Source organism: Methanomethylovorans sp. PtaU1.Bin093 (assembly GCF_002067275.1).
In the GTDB taxonomy this organism is placed as follows: domain Archaea; phylum Halobacteriota; class Methanosarcinia; order Methanosarcinales; family Methanosarcinaceae; genus Methanomethylovorans.
In genome coordinates, this window is sequence record NZ_MVQX01000066.1 from 1 (window position 1) to 13,353 (window position 13,353).

General features: G+C 43.0%; 10 protein-coding genes. 2 read left to right on the forward strand and 8 right to left on the reverse strand.

Annotated elements, in window-relative coordinates; translation table 11 throughout:
- Positions 1 to 85 precede the first annotated feature (85 nt).
- The 3 genes from gyrA to A4E24_RS07835 form a co-directional block, all read right to left on the reverse strand.
- A complete protein-coding gene (gyrA, locus tag A4E24_RS07825; RefSeq protein WP_292352726.1) occupies positions 86 to 2,581 on the reverse strand; it encodes a DNA gyrase subunit A in 2,496 nt (831 codons plus the stop codon).
- 10 nt (positions 2,582 to 2,591) lie between these two features.
- Positions 2,592 to 4,496: a DNA topoisomerase (ATP-hydrolyzing) subunit B gene (gene gyrB / locus A4E24_RS07830; protein WP_292352727.1), complete on the reverse strand. Its 1,905-nt coding sequence runs from the start codon at positions 4,494 to 4,496 to the stop codon at positions 2,592 to 2,594.
- A gap of 633 nt (positions 4,497 to 5,129) precedes the next feature.
- Entirely contained in the window at positions 5,130 to 5,780 is a 651-nt protein-coding gene (locus A4E24_RS07835) for a B12-binding domain-containing protein (RefSeq protein ID WP_292352728.1), read from the reverse strand.
- A 450-nt stretch (positions 5,781 to 6,230) separates the two neighbouring features.
- On the opposite strand from A4E24_RS07835, the gene A4E24_RS07840 reads away from it, so the two are divergent.
- Both A4E24_RS07840 and A4E24_RS07845 read left to right on the forward strand, forming a co-directional pair.
- Positions 6,231 to 6,437 carry a type II toxin-antitoxin system HicB family antitoxin gene (locus tag A4E24_RS07840; RefSeq protein WP_292352729.1) on the forward strand — a complete coding sequence of 69 codons (207 nt, stop codon included), beginning with the start codon at positions 6,231 to 6,233 and terminating at the stop codon, positions 6,435 to 6,437.
- Positions 6,438 to 6,478: 41 nt separating this feature from the next.
- Positions 6,479 to 6,646 carry a type II toxin-antitoxin system HicA family toxin gene (locus tag A4E24_RS07845; RefSeq protein WP_292352730.1) on the forward strand — a complete coding sequence of 56 codons (168 nt, stop codon included), beginning with the start codon at positions 6,479 to 6,481 and terminating at the stop codon, positions 6,644 to 6,646.
- A 671-nt stretch (positions 6,647 to 7,317) separates the two neighbouring features.
- On the opposite strand, the gene A4E24_RS07850 is transcribed toward A4E24_RS07845, so the two are convergent.
- The 5 genes from A4E24_RS07850 to A4E24_RS07870 all read right to left on the reverse strand — a co-directional run bounded on the left by A4E24_RS07850 (position 7,318) and on the right by A4E24_RS07870 (position 12,940).
- Positions 7,318 to 7,509: a TRAM domain-containing protein gene (locus tag A4E24_RS07850; RefSeq protein ID WP_292352731.1), complete on the reverse strand. Its 192-nt coding sequence runs from the start codon at positions 7,507 to 7,509 to the stop codon at positions 7,318 to 7,320.
- Positions 7,510 to 8,516: 1,007 nt separating this feature from the next.
- A complete protein-coding gene (gene ala, locus A4E24_RS07855) occupies positions 8,517 to 9,497 on the reverse strand; it encodes an alanine dehydrogenase (protein WP_292352732.1) in 981 nt (326 codons plus the stop codon).
- 76 nt (positions 9,498 to 9,573) lie between these two features.
- Positions 9,574 to 10,377, reverse strand: coding sequence for a winged helix-turn-helix domain-containing protein (locus A4E24_RS07860; RefSeq protein ID WP_292352733.1), 804 nt, complete (start codon positions 10,375 to 10,377; stop codon positions 9,574 to 9,576).
- 78 nt (positions 10,378 to 10,455) lie between these two features.
- A complete protein-coding gene (locus A4E24_RS07865; RefSeq protein ID WP_292352734.1) occupies positions 10,456 to 10,878 on the reverse strand; it encodes a response regulator in 423 nt (140 codons plus the stop codon).
- A 19-nt stretch (positions 10,879 to 10,897) separates the two neighbouring features.
- Positions 10,898 to 12,940, reverse strand: a complete 2,043-nt coding sequence (locus tag A4E24_RS07870) for a histidine kinase dimerization/phosphoacceptor domain -containing protein (protein WP_292352735.1) — start codon at positions 12,938 to 12,940, stop codon at positions 10,898 to 10,900.
- Positions 12,941 to 13,353 lie beyond the last annotated feature (413 nt).

Genomic DNA, 13,353 nt, shown 5'->3' on the forward strand with positions numbered 1-13,353 from the left:
ATTATCATCCTGTAATTCTATCTTGGACATCCTACGCGCTCACGTATAAATAAATGTTCCTAATTGGAAGTAATGCTTATAAGCATTACTTCTCCTCCCCGTTCTCAGGCTCTATACGGGCCACACCTACGACCTTATCACCCTGGCGTACATCCATGATCTTAACACCCTGGGTATTCCTACCCTGCACATTAATACCTGTAACAGGAACACGGATAACTATACCTTCAGAACTGGTGATCATCACCTCATCTTCTTCCCGTACAGCTTTAACATTGACCACCGGACCATTGCGCAGGCTTGTTACTATAGTGATCACACCTTTGCCACCCCGGTGCTTGGCAGGATATTCGGCGAATTCAGTACGTTTACCGAATCCGTTCTCAGTTATGGTAAGCAAGGTCGAATTCTCATCCACCACATCCAGACTTACCACCTTATCACCCTGTTCCAGCTTAATACCACGCACACCATGTGCACCTCTGCCCATAGGACGAACATCGTTCTCTGAGAACCGAATAGCTTTACCGTGCCTTGAGACCAGCACCAAATCTTTTGATCCGTCGGTCAGGGCCACGTTCACAAGTTCATCGTCTTCCAGCAGGGTAACCGCTATGATACCAGCTTTACGTGGATTGCTAAAATCAGATAGACATGACTTTTTAACGGTTCCTGAACGTGTAGCCATGAAGAGGTACTTATCATCCGAGAACTCCTTTACAGGGATCATAGCAGTAACATATTCTCCCTCTCCCAGTTCCAGTAGATTGACTATGGCTTTACCTTTGGACTGCCTGCTTCCCTCAGGGATCTCATAGACCTTCTTCCAGTATAGTCTTCCCCTATTAGTGAAGAACAGGATGTAGTCATGACTGGAAGCAACGAAGATGTTCTCCACAAAATCCTCTTCCTTGGTTTCCATACCAATAACACCTTTACCTCCCCGGCGCTGCTGGGAATATGTGTTCACAGGCAGGCGTTTAACGTACCCGCTGTTGGTAATGGTAACTACCACATCTTCCTGCGGTATGAGGTCTTCGAGATCAAGCTCCACATGTGAAGCCTTGATCTGTGTTCTGCGTTCATTGTTGTACTTTTGCTTGAGCTCAGAAAGCTCTGTTTTGATAATACCATACTTCTTTTCGTCGCTCTCGATGATAGACATATACTCAGCGATCAGCCGCATCAGCTCTGCATATTCATCTTCCACTTTCTGCCTTTCAAGCCCCGTGAGCTTCTGCAGGCGCATGTCCAGAATAGCCTTTGCCTGTATCTCATCCAGCCCGAAATTAGCTATTAGACCGGACCTTGCTTCCTCCACCGTCCTGGAAGCACGGATGAGAGAAATGACAGCATCCAGATGGTCAAGTGCTATTTTCAGGCCTCGCAGTATATGAGCACGCTCCTCAGCTTTCTTTAACTGGAACTGAGTGCGCTTCTGGATGATATCCATCCTGTGTTCCAGATAGATCTGTATGATACGTTTAAGATCAAGTTCCAGAGGCACATTGTCCACCAATGCCAGATTGATGATACCGAATGTGGTCTGCATCTGCGTATGCTTATACAGCTGGTTAAGCACCACGTTCGGATCAATACCTCTACTGATCTCTATAACAACTCTAATACCATCACGGTCAGACTCATCCCTCAGATCAGAGATACCTACGATCTTTTTCTCCCTGACAAGCAATGCGATATCTTCGATGAGCTTGGACTTGTTTACCTGATAGGGTATCTCAGTTACGATAATAGCGTTCTTGTCTTTTCTTATTTCTTCTATGTTAGCTACAGCCCGCAGCTGTATCCTGCCTCTGCCGGTCTCATAGGCTTCCCGTATGCCATGCATGCCCAGGATGGTTCCGCCGGTTGGAAAATCAGGACCCTTGAGCACTGTCATCAGGTCATGTATGGTGGAAGAAGGTTTGTCGATAAGCATGAGAGTTGCATCCACTACTTCTCCCAGGTTATGGGGGGCCATGTTGGTGGCCATACCCACTGCAATACCAGTGGAGCCGTTGATCAGCAGGTTTGGAAGTTTTGCCGGCAGCACCGTAGGCTCTTGGAGGGAACCATCATAGTTAGGGATCATCAGGACCGTTTCTTTCTCCAGGTCCTGGAGCATTTCATCAGAGACCCTGCTCATGCGCGCCTCTGTGTAACGCATGGCCGCAGCAGAGTCACCATCAATGGAACCGAAGTTACCCTGACCGTCTATCAAAGGATAACGCAGGGAGAACTCCTGCACCATCCTTACAATACTTTCATACACCGCAGAATCACCGTGGGGGTGATATTTACCCAGCACGTCTCCCACTACACGTGCAGACTTCTTGTACGGTTTATCGTGGGTGATACCTGCTTCATACATGGAGTAAAGAATTCGTCTGTGCACAGGCTTCAAGCCGTCCCTTGCATCCGGCAGGGCACGTCCTACGATCACGCTCATGGCATAATCGATGTAGGAGTTCTTCATCTCGTCCTCTATAAGGACAGGAACTACCTTCTCACCGGTCTCTGTAGGCTGGACACCCAGAGGATTTTCTTCCATTCCATTATTTTCTTTATTGTCATCTGCCATCTACCACACCTCAGATATCCAGGTTAGTGACCTGTTTGGCATTCCTCATGATGAAATTCTTACGGGGCTCTACCTCATCGCCCATCAGGATGGAGAACATCTCATCCGCAGCCACTGCATCTTCCAGGGTGACCTGCAGTATGGTCCTTGTCTCAGGGTTCATTGTGGTCTCCCACAACTGTCCCGGGTTCATTTCTCCCAGACCCTTGTAACGCTGTATGTTCACACCTTTATCTCCTATTTCCTGAAGTTTGGCATTGAGTTCCCTGTCAGAGTACACATAATGCTCTGCCTGACCTTTTTTGATACGATAGAGAGGAGGCTGGGCTATATACACATAGCCTTCATCGATAAGAGGCCGCATGTACCTGAAGAACAATGTAAGTATAAGAGTTCTTATGTGAGCACCATCCACATCGGCATCGGTCATAATAATGACCCTGTGATACCTTGCCCTGCTGATATCATAATCATCTCCGATGCCCGTTCCCATGGCAGTTATGAGAGATAGCACCTCATTGTTCTTGAGTATCTTGGAGAGCCTTGATTTTTCCACATTAAGGATCTTACCACGGAATGGCAGGATGGCCTGAAAACGCCTGTCACGGCCCTGTTTGGCAGATCCTCCTGCAGAGTCACCCTCCACCAGGTACAGCTCACATTGGGATGCATCTTTTTCGGAACAGTCCGCAAGTTTACCTGGAAGAGTGCTTATATCAAGAGCATTTTTCCGTCTTGTCAGTTCCCTTGCCTTTTTGGCCGCTTCCCTGGCACGCTGGGCATCCAGTGCTTTCTGAAGGACCAAGTTTGCGATCTTGGGATTCTCTTCCATGAACTCAGCAAGCCCGTCAGAAACCATGGATTCGACAATACCTTTGACATCACTATTACCAAGTTTTGTCTTGGTCTGCCCTTCGAACTGGGGATCGGTGAGTTTCACATTGATTATAGCGGTCAGACCTTCCCTTATATCCTCACCGGAAAGTTTATCGTCACCTTTGGCAAGGTTGTTCTTCTTGATGTAATCATTGGCGACCCTCGTGAGAGCTGCCTTGAATCCTACAAGATGCGTGCCGCCCTCATGCGTATTTATGTTGTTCGCAAAGGAGTACACCGACTCATTATAACTGTCAGTGTACTGCATGGCTATCTCAACTATGGTTCCTTCCTTTTCCCGCTCAAAGTATATGACGTCCTTGTGAAGCGTATTGCGTTTCTGGTTGAGATGTTCAACAAAGGATATGATCCCTCCTTCGTACTGGAAAACATCCTTCTGTTCCTCGTGTGCTCGCTTGTCCGAGATAGTGATCTTCAATCCTTTGTTAAGGAATGCAAGTTCCCTCAGACGGCTTACAAGGGTCTCGTAGCTGAAAACAGTGGTTTCCAGGATTGAGGCATCTGGCTTGAAGGTTACCGTCGTCCCGGAACCTTCTGCATTTCCAACTAACTGGACTGCGGCAGTGGGTATGCCTCTTGCATAACGCTGGTAGTACAGATCTCCATTACGTTTTACATAGACGTCCATCCATTCTGATAAGGCGTTCACCACTGAAACACCTACTCCGTGAAGGCCACCGGAAACCTTGTATGAACTTTTATCGAACTTACCACCGGCATGTAGTATGGTCATTACGACCTCAAGAGCGGACTTGTTATACTTGGGGTGATCGTCTACAGGAATACCTCGACCATTATCCTGTACTGTCACAGAACCATCCGTGTTGATAGTAACATCTATCTGGGAACAAAAACCTGCCAGCGCTTCATCTATACTGTTGTCCACCACTTCGTATACCAGGTGATGCAGACCTCTGCTGTCAACACTGCCTATATACATACTGGGACGTTTGCGCACAGCCTCCAGGCCCTCAAGTACCTGAATATGCGTGGCATCATAAGTTTCTTTTTTGTCCATGTATTGATCTCCGTGAAATCTGATGAATTAATAAATTGAATTGTGCTTAAAACCCATGGTCTTAGAATGCCCGGAAATGAAGGTAAAATTGCTGTTGTATACCTACTGATACATTTTTCTTTTAACTAACGCTGCACTGAATATAGCATTCATTATTCATAAAGGTTTATATAATTATATAGATGGAGCGGCCTATATGCTGTAATTGGGTAGGGAGTTCCGGAACCTTAAGACCCGGCAGTTCAAGGTCTTCCGTGAAAATGGAGTAATTCTCGTACTTTTCCGTTTTTGGGCTGAACCTGGAAAGCTGGACACAACTGCCTTATATTGTATTCGTTGAATTTTGACATACAGTGTTTGAGTATGTGAGTGGAGGAGATATAAATATTTTAAATTATCTTAAAAATAAGGTTAAAAACATGCGTAATGTTGTGGGATCAGGTTTAGTGACGGACTGGAGTACTGCGACCCCCAGCTCTTTTTTAATGAGGTTTTGTGATAATGATAGGTACAATGGTGGTAAATCAGTTTGTCACATAGAGCTTTAATTAAGCTTTATTTTTTAAAGAACCTGTTTAAAAACTTCTCTAACACCCTTTTAATCTTCTCCAAGCTGTTTCTGAAACCAGCTCATTATCTCATCATCAGTTTCTTAGTTATCAGTACCGCATCTGCAGCAGTTTTAGCATAAGCGTCTGCTCCGACGAGGTCGGCGTATTCCTGAGTAACCGAGACACCGCTCACTATTAATTTTGCTCTTTTCTTTTGTTCCGAAGTTTGCAACAGTTCATTTATCTCCATCAGCCCTGTCATGGATAATGTCGTCATGGAGGATGCAATGATGATGTCAGCATTATGTTCGGCTGCGGTTTGAACCATCCTTTCGGCAGGTACATCTTTTCCGAGGTCTATAACTGTAAAGCCTTCTACACGCAACATGCTCGCAGCTATTTTTTTGCCCAGATCGTGTATGTCATTTTTAACAGCACCCATGATTATGGTTCCTTTATGCTCATGTACCATTTCTGTTCCTGCAGCTTCTTCAAGGATCATTTCGGTAACATTTTCCATAATATTCGAGGATAAAATGAACTGCGCAAGGAAATATTCCTTTTCATCGAACTTCCTGCCGATCTCCACCATGGCTTCTGCCAGTTTGTTTAGAAGCTTTCTAGGCTCATATTTGTTATCCATCCATTCTCTGGCAGTTTCCATGACCTTCTTTTCATTGACCTGCACAAGAGCATCATATCCTAAGGCCAGGAGTTTATCTTCGTTCAACATGTTTCCTATCCTGATGGAAACAGGAGATAGATAAATAGTTTTTGATACAGCTTTTCCGATTAGATATATAACAGGCTTCAAAATTCATTTTGCTATCATTTCACCAAAGATCTACTTAGCAAAATCATTACCCATCCAGCCTTCTTTATTCATCTGTTAAGGCAAAAAACAAGACTAAGAGTAGTTTTGAAACCAGCTCAGCATATATACTCTTGCTTTTGTTTATGAGAACATTTATTCTGTAAAAAGCATCTTGTATAGTGTAAAATGGGAATTTGACCAAACTTAGTATAATACAGCAATTTTCATGGAAATGTGATCAATTGCATTACAGAAAACATATCTTGAATAGGGCCGGATGTTACTTATTTTTATTTTTCTGGCTGCCCTTCTGCGCTTGCTCAGCTTCACAAATCAATTTTAATATACAAGAAACGCTTATGAATACTTATGCAGTACACAATAGTCCTTGAGGTTGCAGAAGAAGGTGGATACACTGCACGCTGTCTGGAACTTCCGGCAGCGATAAGTGAAGGGGATACAAAAGAGGAAGCTCTGGAAAATATCAAGGAGGCTATCGAGCTGGTACTTGAAGTTACCGAGGAGCAGGCCAGGGTACTTGGCGAGATCGCAAAGGTTGATGTTGCAAGTGCCTGAAATGCCAGTTATCTCCGGCCAGAAGGCTATCAAGGCCTCTGGTGAAACTTGATCTTGTAGTGGTAAGACAAAAGGGCAGTCATGTATTTTTGCAGCGCGGACATGATACAGTAACCGTGCCATTACATGATCCGCTTAAAAAAGGTACTCTGAACAGTATCCTCAAACAAGCCAATGTCCCGCTGGAAGAATTTTTGAAGAATCTGTAGGTTATAGATCTTTACAGGATCTCAAACTCTCTTTTTTTGGTCTGCTGTCTTATTTGACGTGCTGCCCTTCTCCACTTGCTAAGCTTTGCTTCGCAATGCTCGAACCTCAGCCCTCATAATGAGTACGATGCTCAGAATCGGTAGCAGCAAATACATTAAATAGTCCTTTGGAAATGTTTAAAGTGCCGATGGAGGCAAAAACGATCCATCGGGCAAACACAGAATAAAAGCACAAATGCGTCAGCCCGTCAAAACACCCTGACGGGCACACCTCTCTCCAAATTCTCTTCTCAAATTATACAGACCAAATGACCGATTCTAAGTTCATGATTTAATTCATCGAATTTCGGGCTCTATAAAGGTCCTCATTTAATAGAAAATGAAATAATGACATACCTGTCAAGGTTATACTTATTATCAAAATGAGGATTTCTACAGTCCAAAACATTCTGATCATTAAGCATATATTCAACACACACTCGTAAATTTTGGATATAAGATCGGAAGGAGTGCCTTAAGCAACTTGATTTGTAACTTATTGTATGGGATGCATGCATTACACAGCATACAAGGTTTACATAAAATACTTAATTACGTAAAGTTAGATCAAAAAAGAAGGATGGAAAAACAAATAGTTGATTTCTCACTAAATGTTCAACCAATTATAAGATTTAAGCAACTTCGCCAAATGCGAATTTGCTCATTACCTTATTGACCTTTATCGTGACCTCATCGCCAATCTCGGTGTTGGGGACAAAGACAACAAATCCGCTTACTCTTGCGATTCCGTCGCCTTCTCTTGCGATGTCTTCAATTGTCACTTCATAATTCTTTCCAGCTTCTACTGGAGCACTTGACTGCATGTTACTAAACAAATGTTTCACGTCCTGATTGATTCGCTTAAAAAGAAATACAACCATTTAGTTGAAAATAAGAAAAACAGTAAATGTGAAAAATACTATCTAAACCTATAATTCAGCAAATCAGTATCAAACTCTATAAGCACCTCTACATAGGAAGGGTTCTATATATAGTTGTCCCCATAATGCTAGCAAAAAGAGAAAAATGGGTCATTAGTGGTATGCTATGACCTTCATATTGTGTACAGACGGTCGTCACATTTTCCTAAATTGAGCAACAAACTACATAAACTTCTTGGTTTCCATTCCAAATAGCGTTTACCAGTTTCCATGTCGCCCTTTGGGTCCCATGTAATTATCTCCATGAACAACATTTCTTTTCCCCCTTAGTTGAGATCATTTTCGTAATCTCCATATAGTGCTTCTTAAGAACAGCGTATATACTTAGAGTAGCCATTTTCCAAAAATGCTATCATTTGACTTTATATAAAGTAACTGATATTATCAGGATTTATGTTTCATCTTTTATGTTCCATCGTGAAGCCATAGGGATCATTCCCGTTGAAATGGATGGGGATATGAGAAGGAATATTCACTTAGAGAAATTGGATCAGCTATTTCGACCCCGGGGATCTCAGGGAAACTCGGAATTCCCAATTCAATTTATTTTTGTTCACAGGTACGAAATCACATCTGACCATCGCTTCTTTAAGCTGCTTGTTCGTGATAAAGAAACCATCAGGTGATTGTTCAAATAAATTTTTAAGGGCATAACTAGTTAAATTTTTATTTGGTGTCTTTTGTGGGACTATGTTTAACATTATCCAATTATCCAGGGCTTTTTTTTGAACTTCGGGTAATTCGTACTCATTCATTTTACTCACTTCTATCTTCCATGATCCGCCAGTAAAATAACACTGACCTGTACCTTGATGTCCTTTACATGCAAACTGCATTAGTACGCTTATACTATCAGCTTTTCCAAATAGAGGTTTCCATCAGCGATCCTGTTAGAACATCCTTATATTCTGGCCTATGCCCTGTTCCAGAGCTTTCCTGTATACCATGTTGGCAGTGACCATATCCTGCACTGCAAGCCCTGTGGAGTCAAAAACGGTGATCTCGTCGTCCGACTGCCTTCCGGGGCGGATGCCAGCCACTATCTCTCCAAGCTCACAGCAGATGTCCTTCGCAGTGATCATACCCTTTGACAGAGGGACATTCACCTCACCGGAATGGGATGCCTGTACCAAGTCATCTACTACAATTCTAGCACGCAGCAGCAGTCCGGGATCCAGTTCTTCCTTGCCTTTTGCATCGGCTCCAATGGCATTGATATGCGTGCCTTCCTGCACCCATTCAGACATGACAAGCGGTTCCCTAACAGGAGTAGTGGTTACCAGGATATCACAATCGCATACATCCTGTATTTTTTCCTTCTTCAGGAACTCACAGTTCATCACATGGCTCATGTCCTTCTCGAAGTGATCACAGTGTGCCACGTTCCTGCAAAAAAGCTTCACTTCCTGTATGTCCATTACCTTAGAAAGGGCAAGCAACTGAGTACGGGCCTGGTCTCCCACACCTACCATACCCACCACATGCGAATCTTTCCTTGCAAGGTGTTTTGCGGCCACGCCTCCTGCAGCACCTGTGCGCATATCTGTAAGTAAGGTCCCATCCATGATAACCAGCGGCTCACCGGTCTGTGTGGAGTTGAGCACCACTACCCCCATGACTGTGGGCAGTCCCCTCTGCCGGTTATCGGGATGCACGTTCACGATCTTCACGCCGGCGATATCTTCCTCTTCCATATACGCCGGCATGGTGCGCAGATCCCCATTATGCTTTTCAAAAATCAAGTACGATTTGGCAGGCATCTGCACTTTTTTCAGGCCATGCTGTTCGAAACCTTTCTCCACGGCCTCTATTGTGGAAGGCATGTCCAACAAGCTCTGGACATCGGATTGATCAAGCCATAACACATCCATAGGACCATCACTTATATCATTTTATCAGTTTTTTCAGGGCTGTACAGTAGCAATGTCCAGTGACCAAAAAGAAACTTTATTGTACTTTATGCATCTTATCCATATTGATACTCCGGGTTTTTTCTCTGTACTGCCGTAATAATTCCTGGCTCCACTGCAGGGCCCGGGGGTCGAAGCTCATAATGACACGGTGATCGTAGTGGCCGCTTTTATTGAAGAAACACAGAAGTAGGAAACGGTCAGTGGTCACAATGGTGGCCAGGCCAGGGATATCATCGGTTACAAGAACCTCTGTGTTTTCGGAAACGGTCATTATTCTCATCTGTTCTGCATAATCTTTTTGGAACCTCTCCAGAACAGAGGCGGTAAGCACAAGGGACACGTTAATACCCTGCTCGGCAAGTTTTGAGTAAATGGCTGGATATTCCGGATGAAAATAAGCTGTAAAAGCCTCTACAAAACTGGACTTGAAAATGTTTTCCTTGAACTCTCGGGGGAACTCAAAGAGATAATTAAGATCAGGTTCGATGATAAGGTAATTTCCAAGCTCACCGAGTCTTTTCAACAAAGGCCAGGGTATGCCTTTGAGGTCATGAGTAAGCCAGTATTCCTCATTTTCCTCAAAGACCTCTACAATATTTAGGAAAGGTAACATATTTTCAACCATTATTTTACCCATTTCAGAGAGATAATAATGGTCTTCCTCCTGGATCACAAGACCACATTCTTTTAATTTCTTTATCTGTGGGATAATAGCCGTAGAGGTCACATTAAGGGCTGTTTTGATCTCGTTGCGATCTTTTCCTCCTTCTATAAGCAGAAGTAAAAGGTTCTTTCTCTTTTCCGAGTTCAGCATGGTATCGATCAGAGAAGTTTTCATTTATCCCTCACAATTCTCCTCTATATGTCTGTTCTTCTAGGTATAGATGCGGCATGGAACAAAAAGCAGCTCTTTTGTTTACCCACTTCCTTTCAAGGAAGCTTTTTTCTGGTTGATCTCTTTCTCCACACTGTGCCTGTACAGGGTCATCTCAATGTTGGAGCGCAGGTCATTGGCTTTGAAAGGCTTTACAATATAACCATAGGGCTCTGTTATCTTTGCCCTTTCCAGCACCTTATCATCTGAATAAGCTGTGAGATAGATGACCGGAATATCAAACCGCTTCCGTATTTCTTCTGCAGCTTCTACTCCATCCATATCTCCTTTAAGCATTATATCCATAAGGATGAGGTCCGGTAAAATGATCTCAGCCATCTTGACAGCCTCTTCGCCAGTGGTTGCAATGGCAGGAATTGCATAACCAAAACTCTTCAGTTTCTTCTTGATATTAAGTGCAATTATATTTTCATCCTCTACTATCAATATTTTGACTTCATCCACATATCTCACCCTTTTTGATCTATTTGAAAGTAATTCTAAATCTGGTCCCCTCAGTTCTTTCAAGTTCAATGGTCCCATCGATCTGGTCGACCAGTGTGGTCACAAGCTGCAGTCCCAAAGATTCTGTTTCCCTGAAATTGACATCTTCAGGGAAACCTGCACCATTGTCACCTACCACAAGTGTGAACTTTTCTCCGTCAAAGCTCAGATCAATGAGGATATCGCCTTTATCTCCCGATTTGAAAGCATGTTTTAAAGAATTGGAAACCAACTCATTAACTATCATACCCAGAGGTATGGCTACATCCATATCTAAAAAAACAGCATCTATGTGCACTTTGACATTGATCTTTCCATCATCTAGTATATAGGAGCGGGACAGGTCATTGACAAGTTTGATGATGTAATCCGAAAAATCAATGCTTTCCATATCCTCTGACCTATATAGTTCTTCATGCACTAAAGCCATGGATATTACCCTGTTCTGGCTGTTCCTGAAAGCTTCGATGACCCGATGATCATGGAACTTATCGGATTCCAGATCAAGCAGGCTTGAGATCACCTGAAGGTTGTTCTTGATACGGTGATGTATCTCCTTCTTGCGGATCTGCTCTATCTGCCTGCGTTCTTCCATCATGAGGCCAAGGGTCTCGCGTGTCCTGTCAATGCCTTCCGTTAAGATCCTGAAATCTCCTTCTCCGTGTACATGTATTTCGCGTGAGAAATCATTGTTCTGCACAGCGGTCAGTACGGAGTTCGAATCCTTGATCATTGTGTCCAGGGATTCGGCAAAATCATCCAGGGTATCTGCAAGTTGTTTGAACTCTCCCTGAACATCCAGTTTAGACCTGGTTTCAAGCTCTCCCTTAGCAAGTGCATTTGTAACCCTTATAGTATCTCTAACAGGTGTTATGACAGCATCCAGGATCTCGTTGAGGCCATGTGGTATTTCTCTGAAATCGATCTCCACATCATTGCTTGCTCTTGTGTCAAGCTTGCCTTTAACGGCATCGTCAGAGATCTTTTTGAAGCCAGCTACTATCTGTTTGATGGGGCTTGTAACTGAAAGGGCTATAAGATATGCTATTGCAGCCATGAAGATAACAGCTGCCATGGAAATGAACAACAGTTTTGTTCTCAGGGTCATTACTCCGGCGAAGATCTCATCCTTTGGTACCACCAGTACAAAAGAGAAATTTCCTGTCCTTATAGGCTCATAGAACATTACTACCTTTTTACCTGTGATCTGATCGATAGTTTCCACATGTCCGCTTTTACCCTGTTTGATGTCATCAGCAGCATGTGAGAAATCATCTATGCCAAAATCATACAGTGTTTGGTTGCCTATCCATTGCTTGTTATATGGATGGGATAGAAGCATGCCTGAATTACTGGTCATGAAAGCATAACCAGTATCAAAGGCTTTGACATTGCTCAGGACATCATCAAGATAGTATAATGAAACATCAACACCACCAATACCTATGAAAGTCCCGTTTTTCATTATGGGAGAAGCATAGCTTACTATGAACACACCTTCATAGTAATAAGGTTCAGTGAGTACATCGGTCTCTAACTTTTTTGGCAGCTGATAATAATCAGACGTATCGTAATAAAGAAGTGGATCAAGCTCAATCGTACCATTCATTTTGTTCCAGTACGGTATGAACCGACCGGTAACATCGTGTCCATAAGCATTTACATACAGTTCATCGTTACTATCAAAAGCATTGGGCTCGTATGCCACATATGTGCCCAGCAATGTAGGGTGGGTGACCAATATAGCATTAAGCATATTGTTCACTTCATCCCTGTCAGAAGAATCATAATTGCTCATGGAAGTAGCTATTGTTTTTCCAATTGCCTGGTTAGCTTTCATATCTCCGTTGAACTCATTGGCATAACTTCTAGCCATTTCAATAGCCTGCTGATAGGCAAGTGCCTCTTCCTGCGTGGTAACCGTGGAAATTATCATCGCGGTTGTGCTGGCAAGCACTAGCAGTACGCCCATAACCATATAAAAGATCAATTTTACCTTTAGGGAAACATTTTTCCATCTCATAGAATGTAACACCTTTTGCTGCCATATCTGCTATACAAAATTCTACAGTATTGCAAATACTTAAGGTATTGAATATCTCATGTAACAACCTAAGTAAGTACCTTTGTTTTATTCTTATAATAAACTACACTTAAGTTTACAATAGCATTGTAATATTACAATGTTATTACAATGTATGTTTGCTAAGCGAGTATTATAACGGACATTAAACATTGTAGTTGAGAAAACAAATTGTTCTGAATTTATGATATATAGCGCCTCTTCCAATAAATAAATCCTAGCCTGATGATCATGCTACCAACCCTCTAATTAGCTGGGTTGAGTTAAATGAGGAGGTTAATATGAGCAAAGAAGAAATGTTCAAGGAACTCGCAGATGCGATCATTTCCTGTAAAAAGGATGTCGTGGTCGCT